The 16,560-nt window shown below is 64.1% G+C and carries 21 protein-coding genes; 13 read left to right on the plus strand and 8 right to left on the minus strand.

The window, feature by feature from the left end; genetic code table 11:
• Position 1: 1 nt before the first annotated feature.
• The gene (locus VHP37_22780; GenBank protein ID HEX2829192.1) at positions 2 to 790 is read left to right on the plus strand and encodes a peptidylprolyl isomerase; all 789 of its coding nucleotides are present in this window, start codon (positions 2 to 4) and stop codon (positions 788 to 790) included.
• A 135-nt stretch (positions 791 to 925) separates the two neighbouring features.
• Positions 926 to 1,240, plus strand: a complete 315-nt coding sequence (locus VHP37_22785; protein ID HEX2829193.1) for an SHOCT domain-containing protein — start codon at positions 926 to 928, stop codon at positions 1,238 to 1,240.
• A 92-nt stretch (positions 1,241 to 1,332) separates the two neighbouring features.
• Here VHP37_22785 and VHP37_22790 read toward each other — a convergent pair whose 3' ends face one another.
• Positions 1,333 to 1,497: a hypothetical protein gene (locus tag VHP37_22790; GenBank protein ID HEX2829194.1), complete on the minus strand. Its 165-nt coding sequence runs from the start codon at positions 1,495 to 1,497 to the stop codon at positions 1,333 to 1,335.
• A gap of 3 nt (positions 1,498 to 1,500) precedes the next feature.
• Between VHP37_22790 and VHP37_22795 the strand changes: the two genes are divergently transcribed.
• A complete protein-coding gene (locus VHP37_22795) occupies positions 1,501 to 1,668 on the plus strand; it encodes a hypothetical protein (protein HEX2829195.1) in 168 nt (55 codons plus the stop codon).
• An 825-nt stretch (positions 1,669 to 2,493) separates the two neighbouring features.
• A complete protein-coding gene (locus tag VHP37_22800) occupies positions 2,494 to 2,784 on the plus strand; it encodes a hypothetical protein (GenBank protein ID HEX2829196.1) in 291 nt (96 codons plus the stop codon).
• A gap of 62 nt (positions 2,785 to 2,846) precedes the next feature.
• Here the strand turns inward: VHP37_22800 and VHP37_22805 are convergent, their stop codons facing one another.
• Entirely contained in the window at positions 2,847 to 4,085 is a 1,239-nt protein-coding gene (locus VHP37_22805) for an MFS transporter (protein ID HEX2829197.1), read from the minus strand.
• A 304-nt stretch (positions 4,086 to 4,389) separates the two neighbouring features.
• Here VHP37_22805 and VHP37_22810 point away from each other — a divergent pair, with 304 nt between their 5' ends.
• The 9 genes from VHP37_22810 (at position 4,390) to VHP37_22850 (ending at position 9,069) form a co-directional block, all read left to right on the plus strand.
• On the plus strand, positions 4,390 to 4,821 hold the full coding sequence (locus VHP37_22810; GenBank protein HEX2829198.1) for a MarR family winged helix-turn-helix transcriptional regulator: 432 nt from the start codon (positions 4,390 to 4,392) through the stop codon (positions 4,819 to 4,821).
• A complete protein-coding gene (locus tag VHP37_22815; protein ID HEX2829199.1) occupies positions 4,800 to 5,243 on the plus strand; it encodes a PAS domain S-box protein in 444 nt (147 codons plus the stop codon). The genes VHP37_22810 and VHP37_22815 overlap by 22 nt, the downstream gene beginning before the upstream one ends.
• A gap of 112 nt (positions 5,244 to 5,355) precedes the next feature.
• Entirely contained in the window at positions 5,356 to 5,706 is a 351-nt protein-coding gene (locus VHP37_22820; protein ID HEX2829200.1) for a transporter associated domain-containing protein, read from the plus strand.
• A 14-nt stretch (positions 5,707 to 5,720) separates the two neighbouring features.
• On the plus strand, positions 5,721 to 6,479 hold the full coding sequence (locus tag VHP37_22825; GenBank protein ID HEX2829201.1) for an RNA polymerase sigma factor: 759 nt from the start codon (positions 5,721 to 5,723) through the stop codon (positions 6,477 to 6,479).
• Positions 6,480 to 6,508: 29 nt separating this feature from the next.
• Positions 6,509 to 6,892, plus strand: coding sequence for a succinate dehydrogenase, cytochrome b556 subunit (gene sdhC / locus VHP37_22830; protein HEX2829202.1), 384 nt, complete (start codon positions 6,509 to 6,511; stop codon positions 6,890 to 6,892).
• Positions 6,889 to 7,227 carry a succinate dehydrogenase, hydrophobic membrane anchor protein gene (gene sdhD, locus VHP37_22835; GenBank protein HEX2829203.1) on the plus strand — a complete coding sequence of 113 codons (339 nt, stop codon included), beginning with the start codon at positions 6,889 to 6,891 and terminating at the stop codon, positions 7,225 to 7,227. The genes sdhC and sdhD overlap by 4 nt, the downstream gene beginning before the upstream one ends.
• A gap of 27 nt (positions 7,228 to 7,254) precedes the next feature.
• Positions 7,255 to 7,950, plus strand: a complete 696-nt coding sequence (locus VHP37_22840; GenBank protein HEX2829204.1) for a succinate dehydrogenase iron-sulfur subunit — start codon at positions 7,255 to 7,257, stop codon at positions 7,948 to 7,950.
• 207 nt (positions 7,951 to 8,157) lie between these two features.
• Positions 8,158 to 8,526, plus strand: a complete 369-nt coding sequence (locus VHP37_22845) for a sigma-70 family RNA polymerase sigma factor (protein ID HEX2829205.1) — start codon at positions 8,158 to 8,160, stop codon at positions 8,524 to 8,526.
• A gap of 18 nt (positions 8,527 to 8,544) precedes the next feature.
• The gene (locus tag VHP37_22850; protein ID HEX2829206.1) at positions 8,545 to 9,069 is read left to right on the plus strand and encodes a DUF4142 domain-containing protein; all 525 of its coding nucleotides are present in this window, start codon (positions 8,545 to 8,547) and stop codon (positions 9,067 to 9,069) included.
• A gap of 34 nt (positions 9,070 to 9,103) precedes the next feature.
• Here VHP37_22850 and VHP37_22855 read toward each other — a convergent pair whose 3' ends face one another.
• The 6 genes from VHP37_22855 to aceE all read right to left on the minus strand — a co-directional run bounded on the left by VHP37_22855 (position 9,104) and on the right by aceE (position 16,446).
• On the minus strand, positions 9,104 to 10,309 hold the full coding sequence (locus VHP37_22855; protein HEX2829207.1) for an MFS transporter: 1,206 nt from the start codon (positions 10,307 to 10,309) through the stop codon (positions 9,104 to 9,106).
• A 150-nt stretch (positions 10,310 to 10,459) separates the two neighbouring features.
• Positions 10,460 to 10,672, minus strand: a complete 213-nt coding sequence (locus VHP37_22860; protein HEX2829208.1) for a DUF2945 domain-containing protein — start codon at positions 10,670 to 10,672, stop codon at positions 10,460 to 10,462.
• Positions 10,669 to 12,237 (minus strand): FAD-dependent oxidoreductase, encoded by a 1,569-nt coding sequence (locus tag VHP37_22865; GenBank protein ID HEX2829209.1) that lies wholly within the window; start codon positions 12,235 to 12,237, stop codon positions 10,669 to 10,671. The genes VHP37_22860 and VHP37_22865 overlap by 4 nt, the downstream gene beginning before the upstream one ends.
• A gap of 118 nt (positions 12,238 to 12,355) precedes the next feature.
• Positions 12,356 to 13,345 (minus strand): AlkA N-terminal domain-containing protein, encoded by a 990-nt coding sequence (locus VHP37_22870; GenBank protein ID HEX2829210.1) that lies wholly within the window; start codon positions 13,343 to 13,345, stop codon positions 12,356 to 12,358.
• A 5-nt stretch (positions 13,346 to 13,350) separates the two neighbouring features.
• Positions 13,351 to 13,707 (minus strand): carboxymuconolactone decarboxylase family protein, encoded by a 357-nt coding sequence (locus tag VHP37_22875; GenBank protein HEX2829211.1) that lies wholly within the window; start codon positions 13,705 to 13,707, stop codon positions 13,351 to 13,353.
• A gap of 66 nt (positions 13,708 to 13,773) precedes the next feature.
• The gene (aceE, locus tag VHP37_22880; protein ID HEX2829212.1) at positions 13,774 to 16,446 is read right to left on the minus strand and encodes a pyruvate dehydrogenase (acetyl-transferring), homodimeric type; all 2,673 of its coding nucleotides are present in this window, start codon (positions 16,444 to 16,446) and stop codon (positions 13,774 to 13,776) included.
• Positions 16,447 to 16,560 lie beyond the last annotated feature (114 nt).

The raw sequence follows: 16,560 nt of genomic DNA on the forward strand, positions 1-16,560 counted from the left end.
CATGCCGGATAGCACCGCCACTGTGTCACCCGTCGCGCGCGTCGAAGGCGTTGCGCTCAATACGCCCGCGGAAGCGCTCACGCCGGCGCAGCTGCGGCAGCGCGCGTACACCGAGCTTCTACGCCAGGACGCGCAGCGCGGGGGCCTGCTCGCCGCGGACGATGCACCCTCCGCCGATGGCGTGATCAGCGAAGCTGCGGCGGCCGCGATCGAGGCGCTGCTCGCGCGAAGCCTGAAGGTTCCCGAGCCTTCCGACGAGGCGTGTCGCCGTCACTACGCCGCTCACGAAGGACGCTATCGCACCTTCGAGCGCGTGCGTATGCGCCACATCCTCGTCGCGGTCACGCCCGGAGTCGACGTCACGGCCTTGCGCAGGCAGGCGGAGAAGATCCTGCTCGACGTGCGGTGCCGCGCCGCCGGCGAAGCCGATGCTTTTGCGAAGGCGGCAGGCGCGTTCTCGAACTGCCCGAGCGGCGCGCACGGCGGCGACGTCGGCTGGCTCACCGCCGAAGACTGCGCGCCCGAGCTCGTAAGCGAGGTGTTCGGCCGCAGCGAAGTCGGCGTGCTGCCGCGGCTGGTGCATACGCGCTTCGGCCTGCACGTCATCGAGGTGCTCGAGCGCGATCCCGGCGAGACGCAGCCGTTCGACGCGGTACGCGAGGCGGTGACGATGACGCTTCGGCGGCAGGCGTTCGTCACCGCTTTGCGGCAGTATTTGCTCGTGCTCGCGGGCGACGCGCACATCGAAGGTGTCGACCTCGAGGCGTCGGATACGCCTCTGGTGCAATAGCTGCTGCACGCGCGTTGATCTCGGTCAGTACAGCGCCGGTCGCCGCGGTTTACTGTGCAGGCATGGTTCCATGCCGATAACACGTGCGGGCGTTGCCGCCATCGTGCCGAGGACCGCCCGGTCCGGATCCTGGCGATGCTGTCAATCCACGCCGTCGTGCTCCTGTTCGCTTTTCCGCGCAGGCCGGGCGCGATCGACGAAGGAGGCATCATGTTTTGGAATGGACCCTGGAACATGCCGTGGGAGGCTTTCCCGTGGATGTGGATATTTCCCCTGACTTTTCTGATGGTGTTATTGCTGGTCCTTTTTCGCGGTCCGGGCCGCTTCATCTGCGCCGGGCGCGGCGCGTCGAATGACGCAACCAGCGCACGCGAGATTCTCGACCGCCGTTACGCGCGCGGTGAGATCAGCCGCGAAGATCATCAGCGGATGAGAAAGGACGTGGAGTAGCGGACCGTCGCGCCGGCGTCGAGCGCAGGGCTGCGTCGCCGGTTCACCTGAGGCCCACGCTCAGCCGGGGCGCTGGCGCGCGGCGCTGACGGCTAGTGGCGCGTGCTGAAGTCGCGATACAGCGCGAGCACGCCGTCTATCTTCCGCACGAGCTGCTCGAGGCAGAGCGCGTAGCCTTCGTCTTCCTCGATGAGCGCTTCACCGTGCAGACGACACGCGGGCTCGCGCATCTTCAGCAGATGCGCGAGAGCGGCCATGCCGTGTTCGCGAAGCTGCCGCGCGGCCCGTATACCGTCGAAGCCACGTACGACGGCAGCACGCAGGTGCGCAAGATCGACCTGCGCGAGCGGCTGCGCACCGAGTACATGCGCCGGCCGAGCAATCCCGACAACGATTTCCCCGGTCCCAAGGCGACCGAGAAGGAGTGAGCGATGCCGTCCTTCGACTACCGCGCGGCCGTGAGGCCGTTCGCGATCTCGGCTTTCGATTCATCCAAACCGCCGGCGACGAAGTGGAAGCTCGAAACCCGGGCATGATCATGCAGCAACCTGGCGTGCGGGCGGCTCAGCCTCGCAGCTGAGCAGCGGGCTCGCCGACCCAGCGCTCTCCGAGCTGCCACTCGCGGGAGACAACTCCGGGCACCGCTCGCGGGCGGCTGGCAAAATTGAAGACGAGATGCGGACGCGGGCTCCGCAAGCGCACACGTGTTCCCGTATCGCGCAGAGGACTCACGAGATCGGCCAACGCCGCGAGCTCGTCGACCGCGGACAGCCGCAGAAGCAGGTCCGGATCCGCAACGATGTCTATGCGACTGCGGCCCCGGCTCGTTCCGTACAGGGCCGTGGACAGGAGGGGATGGCACTCCGGCGGGAGCTTCACTATCGTTCGCTCGCAGTGCCGCGCGTTTATGAGGAGCTCACGCACCGTTTCGCTTCCGGCCCACGTGAGCTCCGACTTCAATCGCCATCGATTCATCTCCATCTCCTTCAAAGAGCCCGCTTTCGCCGCTTTCGCGACCGTGCATCACCGTTCGCGGGCCCGTCCGGCGTAACGAGGCCGGGACCTATGATGGGACAACGGCAGAGATCCGATAAGCCGTACGGCTGGAACAATGCTGTTTCTGATATGGCCGCAAATAGCCTCATTCGTCCGGGAGCGAGGGTGCGGCATCTGAGTCGCCCGCCGGCGTCCGATGGAGATTGACGGCGTGCGCGTCATATACTTCCTCTCTCATTATTTCACCGGAGAACGCGATGAGCGCAGCGGAAGACCAGAGGCAGTATCCGGCCGGACGCGACTCGCCGGCTCGCGTCGCCGGTGCGCCGGGGCACGATGAATGGCTCATCGACGAATCGATCGCCGAGAGCTTTCCCGCGAGCGATCCGCCGGCGCCCCCGCACCCGGGCAGCACCGTCGGCATGCGTTATCCCATCGCCGCGTCGCGGTCCTTCCCGCATGCGCTGCGGTTGCCGGGTTCCGCTGCGGCATGGGCTGCGATTTGCCTGTCGCTCGTCTGCATCGCGCTTCTCTCGAGGAGGCGTTGACGCCAGCACGCCGTGGACGCCGGTGGCCCACCGAAAGTGGTCCATCGGCATTTCGCGACGCACTAGCGCCGGGACAGTGGCGAATTGCGCGCGGTGACCGGGTTCGATGGGGGCAAGAGCATCAGCATGATCGCCCCTATCGCGAAGCCTGCCGCACCAAGCAACATGATCGCGCTATAACTGCCGAACGAATCGTACGCGAAGGCAGCGGCGAGCGCACCCACGACGCGACCGAACAAGGCAAACGAATTGGACGATGCGTTGATGCTGCCGTAGTTCGCACGCCCATAAGTATCCGCGACCCATGCCGCTTGCAGCGGCAACATGGCCAGACCGATTCCCCACAAGATCGCGTACACCCAGACGAGCTCTGTCGAGGCAGGCCCTATGAAGGCGAAGGCGAGGAGCGCGAATCCGCCGGCGATCGCCGTCAGATTCAGCAACCATTTCTTGCTGTAAATGTCGCCCATCCAGCCGATGACGATGCGCGAGGGAATGTTGACTATCAGCGATAGGCTGAGCGCTGCGGTCGCTGTCACAGGGTCCACGCCTCGGCTCAGCATGTGCGGCATCTGGTGGACCTGCGTGATGCCCATGCCGACATAGCGCAGAAAGATCGCCGTCGTGAACAGCCAGAACGGCGTGTGGCGCAGCGCCTCTGCCAACGTGAACTCGGGCTCGAGAGGCGGCTGCTGACCGACAGACGTCGGCGGCCGACGGTCTGACGTCGTGACCTCCGAAGTCGGACCCGCTTCCCGATCGAGCTCGTGCGGCGCGGGCTTATGGCGCATGAAGGGAGCTACCGCCGCGGTGAAAAGCAGCGCGGTTGCACCCAGGCTCGCAGCGCTGACCCTCCACCCATACATTTCCGTCAGCGCGCTCATGATCGGAATCAAGACCAGGCCTGCACCGCCGGAACCGGTGAAGTAAATGCCCAGTGCGAGGGAGCGGCGCATTTTGAACCAGTGCGCGATCGCCGCCGATCCTGTGGACGGTCCGAGCGCCCCGTTGATCCCGGTGCCGACCAGCAGCACGAAATATGCGGCAAACGCCCAATAGCTATGAGCGGTGGGTATCAAGAGCCAGCCCAAACCGCCGAGCAGGCCGCCGACGACGATAACGGGCCGGGATCCGTATCGGTCGAAGTACTTCCCGAACGCGGGTCCCAGCAGCAGGCCCCAGGTCAGGGACAAAGCCCAGGCAACGGTGATGCTCGTACGGCTCCAGCCGAATTCCTGCGCCAGCGGATCGACGAAGACTGTAAAGCCCCACGTGAACGCGGCCTGGTTCAGCATGTACATGACCCACGCACCCGCGACGACTGCCCATCCATGGTAAAAGCCCGGCTTCTCTCGCCGCTGTGTTGCCACGGGTGATCCCTGCTTGCTCACGATCGCGCGATAGTAGCTCACATTGCAGCTTGAATTTGCACCGGCGGGCGCAAGGCTTTACCGGCTTCAGCTGGAACATCCGGGTCGAAGAGGTGCCGGATCCATGCCGAGTATCTTCTCGAGGTGGGTGCGCGATACTCGCATATATCACAGCGTGATACAATGGCTCATGAACAAAGCATCCGCTCGCCAAGCCCCGAGTCGTCGGTGCGAGATGATGAAGCGCGATTTCGAAAACCTTGCCGATTTCCGCTACCAGGTCCGCCGTTTCCTCCGCTTCAGCGAGGAAGCTTCGCGCATGCTGGGCACCACGTCGCTTCAATACCTGCTCATGCTTCACATAAAGGCATTTCCCCGGCGTGAATGGGCGACTGTAGGCGAGCTCGCGGAGCGCCTTCAGGCGAAGCACCATGGCGTGGTGTCGCTGGTGTCCCGGTGCGAGGCCGCGGGATGGGTCTGTCGACGCACCGGCCGCGGCGATAGGCGCCGGGTCGAGGTCACGTTGACGAAGAAAGGCGGCAGGCGTTTGGCCGACTTGGTGAGCCTTCACCGCGCCGAGCTGCCAACCGAAGGGTTTCTCGATGCCGGCTCTCGGGCAAGCCGCTCAATCGCCCGGAGAGGAATATGCCGGAAGCGGCCGCGCTGAATCTATTCGAAGCTCTCGTGGAGCAGGCGCCGGCCGCTTTGATCTTTGCGGACCGCGAAGGCGCAATCCGCGTCTGGAACGCCGGCGCCGAGACGGTCTTTGGATTCTCGAAAGCCGAGGTGATGGGGGCCAGCCTGGACGTGATCATTCCCGAGCGGCTGCGGGACGCTCACTGGCGAGGCTTCCGAACAGCGATCGAGACGGGCCGCGAAAAGTACGCGGGGAAGGTGTTGACTACTCGGGCAGTCCACAAGAACGGGAGCAAATTGTACGTGGATCTGAGTTTCGCTCTTGTGAGAGACGACGCCGGTTTCGTGGTCGGCTCGCTGGCGATAGCGCGCGACTGCACTGACCGCTACGCGCTGGATAAAGCGCTGAAGGCCCGGGTCGCCGAGCTGGAGCGCGGCGCCGGAAACCCTTGACACGTCGCACGCCAATACATCATAGTGTGATATATCTCGTTCATTCCGGGAATACGCTCCCGGTTGAAGTGAATGTGTCAGGGGTTTGCCGCAGATGCAAAGCTCCAGCTCCATGAAATCGGATCCACCGTCAGCTGCTCCAGCGCAATCCTACGGAGAGCTCGTGCTCTACGCCGCCGCTCCTGTCGCGGACGTCGCCTGGTTCTACGGACTTCCGCTCGAAGACAAATTCATAGGCATCACGCTCGGCGCGTACATGGCGGCGGCCCTTCATGTGCGCCCGATGATCGGGCGATATGTGCAACTCGGTAAGGTGCACCTGGTCATCAGGCGACTCGACCATGACCGAATCGCGAAGGTCGGCCTCAGGCTTGTAGAGAGCCCGTGTGAGCCGGGCCGAAACGACCGTTCCCATACCGGATCCGATATCAGCCGCCCACCCGAGGAAGAGTGCGCTACATAGAAAAGGAGAGTGCCATGCCAGCCGAAGTCGAGGCGATCGACGGTAACGCCATAGCGGTGTCGGATTCCGAGCTCGTCGATGCGATCGCATCGGGGGATCACGGGGCGTTTCGAGCTCTCATGCAGCGTTACAACCGGCTTTTATACAGGACGGCGCGCAGCATCCTCAAGAACGAAACCGACGCCGAAGATGCGCTGCAGAGCGCGTATCTGCTGGTGTATCGCGGCATCGACTCATTTCGCGGTGACGCCCGTATATCGACCTGGCTCGTGCGCGTCGTCATCAACGAATCGCTTGCGTGCCTGCGCAAGCGAGCGCGTTCGGCGTACGTCGTCAACCTCGAAGGCAGCGAGCTCGACGCCGCGGTCGAGGCGGAGGCCGACGCCAGCTTCGACAAAGGCGAACGACCGGAAGACGAGCTCATGCGCGCGGATACCCGGCAGCTCATCCAGGCCAAGGTCGATGAACTGCCGCTCGCGTATCGCGCCGTGTTTGTCCTGCGGGCGCTCGAGGAGCTGTCGGTGACCGAAACGGCCCAGGCGCTGCAAATTCCGGAGGCAACAGTCCGGACTCGTTTCTTCCGAGCGCGGGAGCGGCTCAAACGATCATTGTCTCTCGATGCAACCGGTGCTCTCGATATGGCATTCCCCTTCGCCGGTGCACGTTGCGCCGGGAGTGTCGCGCGCGTGATCGCTGCCATATCGGCGGATGCACTATTGTCCTCGAACCGCCCGGGCAGTGTCCGTGGAGACCTCATCCTGCGGCAACGGTAGCCTCCACCGTGGCGCACCAGGCTCGGGCAATGACACACCGCACTGATCGAAGGCCGGTGTTCTTCGATCTTCTGCACATTCAGATGCCGGTGGGCGCACTGACCTCGATCACGCACCGGGTGACCGGCGTGCTTCTGGCCGTCGGCGTTCCAGTTACGATTTATCTGCTGGACCTGTCGGTGCGAGACGCGGACGGTTACGCCGCGGTCATTGCGCTGTTCGACCGATGGTACGTCAAATGCGGCGGGATCCTTTTGATCTGGTCGCTCGCTCATCACTTGCTGGCGGGCATCCGGCATCTGTTGAGCGATATCGACGTCGGCTCGCAGCTGCACGCAGCACGTCGCAGCGCATGGACCGTGAACCTGGCCGGGCTCGCCGTCGCGTTCCTCGCGGCCGCGGCGTTGCTGTGAGAAAAGCCGCCACCGGCTTCCGCGCGTGGCTCGTGCAGCGGATCAGCGCGGTCTACATGCTTTTGTTCATCCTGTATCTGCTCGCCCATTTCATCGTCGATCCGCCTCGGTCGCACCTCGCGTGGCGCGGCTGGATATTGAGCCCCGCGGTGAGCATCGTCTCGTTCGCCTTCTTTGCAGCGTTATTGATGCATGCCTGGATAGGGCTGCGCGACGTGACCATGGATTACGTAAAGCATCCGGGCACGCGGGTGTTCGTGCTCGCTTTACTGGTCGCAGCTCTCCTGGCGACAGGCGGATGGACTGCGCGGATTCTGCTCCTGGGAAGCCACTGAGCCGGAACGAAGCCGAGGGAAGCCCCGATGAAACTGTCGATTTTCCGTTTCGATCCCGAGCGCGACGGGAAGCCGTATATGCAGGATTACGAGATCGACCTGCAGCCCACGGACCGCATGCTGCTCGACGTCATCATCCGCATCAAGGCCCAGGACGACACGCTCACCTTCAGAAAATCCTGTCGGGAAGGGGTGTGCGGCTCGGACGCGATGAACATCAACGGTCGCAACGGGCTGGCCTGCATTACCAGCGTTCGCGAACTGAAAGAGCCGGTGATATTGCGCCCCTTGCCGAGTTTCCCCGTCATTCGCGACCTCGTGGTCGACATGACGCGGTTCTTCAAACAGTATCACTCGATCAAGCCGTATCTGATCAACGACGAGCCCCCACCCGAACGAGAACGGCTGCAATCGCCCGCAGATCGCGACAAGCTGAACGGGCTATACGAGTGCATTTTGTGCGCGTGCTGCACCAGCCAGTGTCCGTCGTCGTGGTGGAATCCCGATAAATTCGTCGGCCCGGCCGGGTTGCTGCAGGCCGATCGTTTTATCGCCGACAGCCGCGATCGGGCAACGCCGGAGCGGCTCGATGACCTGGACGATCCATACCGGTTGTTCCGGTGCCGCACGATCATGAACTGCACGGAGGTCTGTCCCAAAGGTCTCGCGCCGTCCCGGGCGATCGAGAAGATCAGGCTGCTGATGGCCAGGCAGTCGGTTTGAGCGGCGCGCCCGGCCGGCACGCTGCGCCCGGGCTCTGTCTCGAAGCCCTGATTCGCGGGGTCATCACAACGCGTGCCGCTGCGTGGGAACGGCCACCGACGCGTTCGCATCTAACCGATTGAACCGTTGATGAACCGCGAACCTCTCGAGGACCCAATCCGCCTTTTCGACGTTGAACACACAACGCGATGATTTGACCCCGTCGATTTGGCTGCCCCGGCCGGACGAGCTCCCGCGACCTGTGAAAGCCGGACACCGTCGGAGGATGCCGCGTTGGGTGCCGAGATAAGAGAGCTGCTCGAGCAGAAAATCGACGAGCTGCCGATTGCGCTCCGGATGGTCTTCGTAATGCGGGAGCTCGAAGCAATGACGGTCGAGCAGACGGCCGAATGTCTCGGCATTTCCGAAGCGACCGTGCGCAGTCGTCTGTCCCGGGCCAAATCGCTGTTACGCACATCGCTCGAGCGCGAGATCGATCTCGAGTGGCGGAACGTATTCGCTTTCGGCGGGGACCGCTGCGAGCGCTTCATCGACGCAGTGCTGGCCCGTATCCGTAACGACGGAAGTCACACCTGAACTCAAAGGAGCACTTTCATGAAAACAGCAGCGCTTATTGCAGCAGGAGCTTTCGCACTGGCATTCCCGGGCGTATCGGCGCACTCCGCAGAGCCGAATGACGCGCAGATCGCCGCAATCGTCGTCACGGCGAACCAGGTCGATGTCGACGCAGGAAAACTGGCGCAGTCGAAATCGGGCGACAAGGAGGTCAAGGCATTCGCCCAACGCATGATCAAGGACCATACGGGCGTCAACAAAGCGGCGGTAGAGCTCGTGACGAAGCTGAAAGTGAAACCCGAGGAGAACCCCACCAGCAAGAGTCTCAAGGCCGGGGGCGACGACACGCTCAAGCGGCTCAAGGGACTCAAAGGGGCGGAATTCGATAAGGCCTACGTCGATAACGAGGTGACCTATCATCAGACGGTGCTCGACGCGCTCGACAAAACGCTGATCCCGGGTGCGAAGAACGAGGAGTTGAAGGCGCTGCTGGTGAAAGTCCGTCCGGCGTTCGTCGCGCACCTGGAGCACGCCAGGCAAATTCAGGCGTCGTTCAAGAAATAACGAACCGTCGAATGGCGTCGATTTCCGGCTGCCGTCAGGTCCTGCGTCCGGTCATGGCGCCTGCCGCAATGGCTGAACCCAGGGCCATCACGGCGAACGCCCAGAACCACGCGGATGCGTTCGCCACACCGCCTGCGCCCTTCACGGCGAGCCCTACTGCCAGAGGCCCGAGAAATCCGCTCGTGAAACCGAGCAAGCCGAAGAGCGTCAGCGCGGCAGCGCGGATATCCGGCGTCGACTCCGCAATCACGCCGCCATTGATCGCTCCGGCATCACCGTAACTGGTCGCCCCGTGCACCAGGAGCAGGGTGAGGACGAGCGCATAAGGGCTTGTCGCCAGCGATCCCAGTATCAGACAGACGCAAACCGATGCGAGCGAGACGAGACGCACCATCCGCTGGCGTCCGAACCGAAAAGCCAGCTCGGCGACGCCGAGACTCACCGGCACGGCGATCAACGCCGAAATCCCCGCCAGGACGGGCGGTGCCCAAACCGACTCCGGACTGCCGTTCAACCCGGCGTTGAACGCGAGGAAAGGTACGAACCATACCCGGATGGCAAAAACTTCCCAGGTGTTTCCGGCGTAGGCGATGACGTAGCGCATCACCTTCGGTTCTTTCAGTGCCGCGCGGAAATCGGGGAACCAGCGGATTGATTTGATTTCGCCGACTTCGAGCGAAGGACCGATCAGCAGCAGCAGCGGCAGCGAGAGTATCGCCGCGGTGCCTGCTCCGACGAATGCCGCCGGCCACCCATAGGCTTCGCCGAGCAGTCCCGCGATAAGGAACGATCCACCGCTCCCGATCGCATAGGCTGCGCTGTAGAACGCCCCGGCACGCGCCTTGGTGGTGCCTTCGAGACGCTCGACCATGAGCATCATGCCGACGATATGGACGCCGGAAAAGCCGACGCCGGCCATGAACCGCAGGAGCACTGCCGACCAGAAACCCGTGGCGACGAAAGCGAAGGCAAAAGATGCGAGCCCCGCGATTCCGGCCGAGACCGCATAGACCGTTCGTCCGTCGGTTCGATTTGCCGCGCCGGAGAGGAACGACAGTCCTGCCGCGTATCCCGCGAAATAGATGCCGCCCAACCAGCCGATCTGTGCGGCGTCGAGCGACCATTGACGGGCCAGCTCGACGATCACGGCGGGCACGGCCATGATCGCGACCTGGCTCAGGATCAAGCCGAACGACAGGGCCGCGATGATGCGCGCAGGCCGCCGGATCAGCGTCGCCACTTCAGAAGCTTCCCCCACCCGGAGCGAACGTCACCATGCCGGCACTGTGCACCAAATCGAGGAAAAATGCTGCGGCGAAGGCCGAAGCATTTGGAACGACGAACGGGTCGGCGAAACCGACAGCAGCCGCGCGACGGCCAGCCCGCGAGCTCAATCGATCTTGTGCAGCGCCGATCCTTTGTGAGCCGCGATGTGGTCGGACTTGTCGCTCCTGATCTCGTACTGCGGTTCGTCCCGACTGGCGTGATGCGTGTATCCCTTGTAATCGAAATCCCTGGTGTGGACCCGGATGATCCTGCCGCTCACGTGACCGGCCTCCGAATTCCAGCGAACGCGATCGCCGACCTTGAATCGTTCGCTCATGACGGCGCTCGTGCCCGTGCGGATTGTCCTTCGCGTGCCGCGATCGTTCTCTCGAATGCGACTTCAGCATGCAGCCCTTCGAGATCCCGGTGGATCACTGCGACCGCCAGCTTCTCGCCGCCGCGCCTGTAGGTGATCGCGCAGTCGCGCGCGTCGATCTGTCCCTCGATCTCGGTCTTGTCGAATCGTTCCGCGTGCCCGACATACGCGAGGCCGAAATCGTATTGCTCGGTCCAGAAGAAGGGGACGGCATCGAAGCGTTCGCGTCGCCCGAGGATGTTGCGCGCCGCGGTTTGCCCCTGGCGCTGGGCCACGACCCAGTGCTCGACACGGATGCGCTCGGCCGTGAGGTGATCCGGCCAGCGCGCAATGTCGCCGGCCGCGAAGATGCCCGGAACGCTCGTTTCCAGGTACTCGTTCACGATGACGCCGCGATCGACGGCGAGACCCGCCTGCTCGGCCAGTTCGACCGCCGGCCGTACGCCGACCCCGATGACGACCAGATCGGCCGGGATGTTGTCTCCGCTCTTCAAGGTGACGCTGCGCGCGTCGATCGACGCGGCGGTCGTGCCGAGATGGAAGGTGACGCCGTGGTCTTCATGGAGCCTGCGGATGAAATTTCCGACCTCCGCCCCGAGAATCTTCTCCATGGGACAGGCCTCGCGTCCGACCACGTGCACGTCGATGTTGCGCGCGCGAAGCGACGCGGCCGCCTCGAGACCGATGAAGCTCGCGCCGATCACCACGGCCCGCTTCGAAACCAGCGCACGGGCGACCAGCGCCCGGCTGTCGGCGAGCGTGCGCAGATAGTGGACGTGAGGGAGATCTCCACCGGGCAACGCGAGCCGCACCGGCTCCGCGCCGGTCGCGAGCAGCAGCGCATCGTAGGCGTGGCGCCCGCCGTCCGCGAGCTGCACCTGTCGGTTCGCCGTGTCGATCGAAGTGACGCGCGCCCCGAGCTTCAGGTCGATGCGCTGCTCCGCGTAGAACTCGGGCGAGCGTAGCGGAATCCAGTCCTCGGGCGCACTGCCCGCGAGGTAGTTCTTGGAAAGATTCGGCCGATCGTAGGGCGCCGATGCGTCCGCGCTCAGCATCGTGAGGCGACCGGCGTAGCCTTCGCGCCGCAGCATTTCCGCGGCCGCGTCGCCCGCAGCGCCGCCGCCGACGATGACGACCGACGCCGGCATCGCGGACGCCGGCGAAGACCGCCGCCGGTCCGCGTTGCCGAGCTTTTCCCGGACGAACGCCTTGCCGTCCCGCTGCTCGACGCGCCAGCAGGAGACGGGGTTCAGCGCGGGCGCGCGCAGCGCCTCGCCGGTGCGCAGGCTGAAGCATGCGTGGTGCCAGGGACAGCGCACCGTATCATCGACGAGCAGCCCTTCGGCAAGCGGGGCGCCGTAATGCGTGCACATCGCGCCGACGGCGAAAAGCTCGTCGCCACGGCGCACGAGGATCAGCGGTTCCCCCTGCGAATGGCCGAGCAGCATCGCCCCTTTGGCCAGGCTCGACAGCGCGACGCCTTGCGCGAAATCGGGCCCTTCGAGTTTCGTTTGATCGTCGCTCATTCAATTCTCCATGGTGGGAACGGATCGGCGCGCGCCGGTCAGGGCGAGCGCTGCTCGCAGCATCTGACGCGGATAAGCCCAGCGTGCGTGTGCGTTGCGTGTCGGCATGCGACGACTCCTATCGAATGAGGCCTTTTTTCAGAAGACTTGCGGCGAGACCGAAGAAGTAGAGATAACCTCGCTGCTCGCCGAAGCGCTCGACCACGCGGTCGAGCGATCCGCGCGAACGAAGGTGCAGTAACGCGCCGAGCCCGCGGACGGCGCCTGCGTCGCCGGGCGGAAATACATCCAGTCGCCCGAGGCCGCGCAGCATCACGACCGCAGCGCTCCACGCGCCTATGCCGCGCAGCTCGGTCAGTTTCGCCAGCGCGTCGGTCGTGCTCATCTCCGCTATCTCGTCTTCGGTCAGATCGCCGGACTCGATCGCCTTTGCGGCATGACGGAGCGACTGGGCCTTCGCACGACTCAGGCCGCACTCGACGAGCGCCGACAGGCGCGCGGCGGCGACAGCGCGGCTCGTCGGAAACGCATGGAAGCGGCGGCCGTCGAGCTCGATATGTTCACCGAAGCGCTCGACCAACCTGCCCACGATGGCGACGCCGGCGTCGAGGCTCAATTGCTGGAAAGGTATGACGTTGGCGAAAGCCTCGAACAGGCCGGGGAACCGCGGAGGGCGCATGCCGCGCAGCGCCGGGACCATCGCGCGCAGCCGGCGCTCGCGCTCTACCCGATGCCGGAGCGGTGCCGGGTCTACGTCGAGGCCGAGCATCCTGCGCACGGTCTGCATGAGATCCAGCCGCGTCGCGGCGGAGGGATGGCCGGATCGAACATGAAGACGAACGTCCGGATCATCGATCGTCCCGCGGTTCTCCACCTCCACGAGCACGAGGCCATCGGCTGTGGCCAATACTCGAAAGTAACGGTGCGCTTCCCAGACATCGATGAGGTTCTTCGGCCGGCGTTGCAGCACGCGCGCGGTCGCTTCGAGATGAAACGGCGCCCGAACGGTGAGCTGCGCGCCGGCGACGTCCTCGCCGCTCCAGGTTTCGGCGCAGCTCATCCGCGCTTGCGTATGCGCGCGGCACGCCGTCGCATCGATGGCGAACATGGTTTTCAGGCGCCGACCGTGCCGACCTGTCCCTTCGCCTGCGCTATCGTGTCGAGCGCAAGAGCCGAGTGCGCGTAGGCTCCGCCTGCGCGCATTTCGGCGGCCACCCAGATCGCTTCCATGATTTCTTCCGCGGTCGCGCCTTCGCGCAGCGCTGCCCTGGTATGGCCACGGATGCAGTAGGGGCACTGAGTGATGTGAGCGGCGGCTACTGCGATCAACTGTTTGGTCTTCGTACCCAATGCACCTTCGGCAAAGACCCGCTCGCTGAATGCCGCGAATGCTTCGTGAACATCGGGCGCGAGCGTTTCGCGGATTTTTACGAGGTGTGACGTGGACTGCGGAAAGATATCCTTCGACATTTGATATGCGCCTCCGAACCTGACATCCGATTAGATGGCGAGGGGACGCGACGCGTTCCGCATGCTTCAGACCGCCGTCGGGTCGGGTTTCTCCGGGTCGAGCTGGTATTTCCTGAGGGCCTCGGCCACCTTCCGGCGTGGCAGCACGTCGTGGTCGGCGAGCGCCTTCAACGCCGCAACAGCGACGTAGTAGCGATCGACCTCGAAAAAATGACGCAGTTGCTTGCGCGTGTCGGAACGGCCGAAGCCGTCGGTGCCGAGAACCGACAGTCGACGCCCCGGCATGAATGCGCGGATCCCGTCGGCAAATGACTTCACATAATCGGTTGCGGCGATCACCGGCCCGCGACGATCCTCGAGGCAGCTTTCGACATAACTGACTCGCGGCTCGCTCTCGGGATGCAGCATGTTCCAGCGCTGTGTGGCGAGCCCGTCGCGCCTGAGCTCATTGAAGCTCGGGACACTCCAGACGTCTGCCGCTACGCCAAAGTCGTCCCTGAGCAGCTCCGCGCCTGCGATCACTTCGCGCAGGATGGTTCCGCTGCCCATGAGCTGAACCACCGGCGTGCCGGCTTTCGCGTTCGATTCGCTGAGGACATACATACCCTTCAGGATGCTCTCCTCGATACCCGGCGGCATCGGTGGGTGGGCGTAGTTCTCGTTCATCACCGTGATGTAGTAGTAAACGTCCTCCTGTGCGTGGTACATGCGGCGCAGCCCGTCCTGGACGATGACCGCGAGCTCGTACGCATACGTCGGGTCGTACGAGCGGCAATTCGGAATGGTGGAAGCCAGAACGTGGCTGTGGCCGTCCTCGTGCTGCAAGCCTTCCCCGTTGAGAGTGGTGCGGCCGGCGGTTCCGCCCATCAGGAATCCGCGTGCGCGCATGTCGCCGGCGGCCCACGCGAGGTCGCCGATGCGCTGGAAGCCGAACATCGAGTAGTAGATGTAGAACGGAATCATCGCCTGACCGTGCGTGCTGTAGGCAGTCGCTGCCGCGATCCAGGAAGACATGGCTCCGGCTTCGGTGATCCCTTCTTCGAGCACCTGGCCTTTGCGATCTTCCCGGTAATACATGAGCTGCGCCGCATCCTGCGGCTTGTAGAGCTGACCGACGTGAGAGTAAATGCCGAGCTGGCGGAACATGCCTTCCATTCCGAACGTGCGCGACTCATCCGGCACGATCGGCACCACGAGCTTGCCGACTTTCTTGTCGCGGATGATCGTGTTGAGAATGCGCACGAAAGCCATCGTCGTGGAAATCTCGCGTCCGTCGGTGCCGTTCAGCTGGCTTTCGAAAGCCGACAGCGGCGGCACTTCGAGCGGCGCAGCTACACGGCGGCGCGCGGGCACGCAGCCGCCCATCGCATGTATCCGCTCACGCAAGTACTGCATCTCGGGCGCATCGTCGGGCGGCCGGTAAAAGGGCACCGCGTCGACCTTGTCGTCCGGAATCGGTACGTTGAAGCGATCGCGGAACGCCCGTACGGACGCCGTGCCCATTTTCTTCTGCTGGTGGGTGATGTTCTGCCCTTCGCCGGACTCGCCCATGCCGTAGCCCTTGACCGTTTTCGCGAGGATCACGGTCGGCTGGCCCGCGTGCTTCACCGCCGCGGCGTACGCGGCGTAGACCTTGTGAGGATCGTGCCCGCCGCGATTGAGGCGCCAGATGTCGTCATCCGACATGTGCGCCACCATTGCGAGCAGCTCCGGGTGTTTCCCGAAGAAGTGCTCTCGAACGAAGGCGCCGTCATTCGCCTTGAATGCCTGGTACTCGCCGTCGACGCACTCTTCCATGCGCTTGAGCAGCAATCCTTTGTCATCGCGCTCGATGAGCGGATCCCAGTACGACCCCCAGATCACCTTGATGACGTTCCAGCCCGCGCCGCGGAAGACCGACTCGAGCTCCTGAATGATCTTCCCGTTACCGCGCACCGGGCCGTCGAGGCGCTGCAGGTTACAGTTGACGACGAATATGAGGTTGTCCAGCCGCTCGCGTCCGGCCAGCGTGATCGCGCCGAGCGACTCGGGCTCATCCACTTCGCCGTCCCCGAGGAAGGCCCACACCTTCCGGTCGCGCGCCTGGACGATGGCCCGGTCGTCCAGATAGCGCATGAAGCGCGCCTGGTAGATGGCCGTGAGCGGCCCGAGTCCCATCGAGACCGTAGCAAACTGCCAGAAGTCCGGCATCAGCCACGGGTGCGGGTACGACGCGAGCCCGTTGCCCGCAACCTCGCGCCGAAAGTTCTTCAGCTGATCTTCGGTGATGCGGCCTTCCAGAAAGGCCCGCGCGTAAATGCCCGGCGACGAATGTCCCTGGATGTAAACCAGGTCGCCTGGCTGTTGATCCCCGGCAGCCCGGAAGAAATGGTTGAAACCGACGTCGTAGAGCGTCGCGGCCGACGAGAACGTCGCAATATGGCCACCTATGCCCGAGGATTCGGCATTGGCGCGCACGACCATGGCCATGGCATTCCAACGCACCAGCGCGCGCAGTCTCGCCGCCAGCGCCTGGTCTCCGGGAATCGGCTCCTGCTCACGCGGTTCGATGGTGTTGAGGTACGCGGTGTTGGCGCTGAATGCCGCGCGCGCTCCCTTGCGCTGCGCTTCGGCGATCAACGTCTCGAGCAGATAGCGTGCGCGCTCCGGACCTTCGGCGCGCATCACCGACTCCAGTGAGTCCAGCCACTCGCGTGTTTCCTGGGGATCGGGATCAGGTACGACGTCACGCATGTTCATGATTACGCCTTTACTTTGCCGCCGGCGCGGTCGAGAACCGCGCCGTCTCGTACAGATCGCTTCGCTCTCGAAAAGTATACGCCGATATATCATGCCGTGATATATCTAGGCGGG

This window comes from Burkholderiales bacterium, from assembly GCA_036262035.1.
Taxonomy (GTDB): Bacteria; Pseudomonadota; Gammaproteobacteria; order Burkholderiales; family SG8-41; genus JAQGMV01.

What these genes read in the sequence shown, in the direction of transcription:
- VHP37_22790 (HEX2829194.1), bottom strand. Translation starts at nt 1,497, where the DNA reads ATGGCCGCTCTCGCGCATCTGCTGAAGATGCGCGAGCCCGCGTGTCGT.
- VHP37_22780 (HEX2829192.1), top strand. Translation starts at nt 2, where the DNA reads ATGCCGGATAGCACCGCCACTGTGTCACCCGTCGCGCGCGTCGAAGGC.
- VHP37_22870 (HEX2829210.1), bottom strand. Translation starts at nt 13,345, where the DNA reads ATGTTCGCCATCGATGCGACGGCGTGCCGCGCGCATACGCAAGCGCGG.
- VHP37_22875 (HEX2829211.1), bottom strand. Translation starts at nt 13,707, where the DNA reads ATGTCGAAGGATATCTTTCCGCAGTCCACGTCACACCTCGTAAAAATC.
- VHP37_22800 (HEX2829196.1), top strand. Translation starts at nt 2,494, where the DNA reads ATGAGCGCAGCGGAAGACCAGAGGCAGTATCCGGCCGGACGCGACTCG.
- VHP37_22860 (HEX2829208.1), bottom strand. Translation starts at nt 10,672, where the DNA reads ATGAGCGAACGATTCAAGGTCGGCGATCGCGTTCGCTGGAATTCGGAG.
- VHP37_22865 (HEX2829209.1), bottom strand. Translation starts at nt 12,237, where the DNA reads ATGAGCGACGATCAAACGAAACTCGAAGGGCCCGATTTCGCGCAAGGC.
- VHP37_22825 (HEX2829201.1), top strand. Translation starts at nt 5,721, where the DNA reads ATGCCAGCCGAAGTCGAGGCGATCGACGGTAACGCCATAGCGGTGTCG.
- sdhC (HEX2829202.1), top strand. Translation starts at nt 6,509, where the DNA reads ATGACACACCGCACTGATCGAAGGCCGGTGTTCTTCGATCTTCTGCAC.
- VHP37_22820 (HEX2829200.1), top strand. Translation starts at nt 5,356, where the DNA reads ATGAAATCGGATCCACCGTCAGCTGCTCCAGCGCAATCCTACGGAGAG.
- aceE (HEX2829212.1), bottom strand. Translation starts at nt 16,446, where the DNA reads ATGAACATGCGTGACGTCGTACCTGATCCCGATCCCCAGGAAACACGC.
- VHP37_22805 (HEX2829197.1), bottom strand. Translation starts at nt 4,085, where the DNA reads ATGTACATGCTGAACCAGGCCGCGTTCACGTGGGGCTTTACAGTCTTC.
- VHP37_22850 (HEX2829206.1), top strand. Translation starts at nt 8,545, where the DNA reads ATGAAAACAGCAGCGCTTATTGCAGCAGGAGCTTTCGCACTGGCATTC.
- VHP37_22810 (HEX2829198.1), top strand. Translation starts at nt 4,390, where the DNA reads ATGATGAAGCGCGATTTCGAAAACCTTGCCGATTTCCGCTACCAGGTC.
- VHP37_22785 (HEX2829193.1), top strand. Translation starts at nt 926, where the DNA reads ATGCTGTCAATCCACGCCGTCGTGCTCCTGTTCGCTTTTCCGCGCAGG.
- VHP37_22815 (HEX2829199.1), top strand. Translation starts at nt 4,800, where the DNA reads ATGCCGGAAGCGGCCGCGCTGAATCTATTCGAAGCTCTCGTGGAGCAG.
- VHP37_22840 (HEX2829204.1), top strand. Translation starts at nt 7,255, where the DNA reads ATGAAACTGTCGATTTTCCGTTTCGATCCCGAGCGCGACGGGAAGCCG.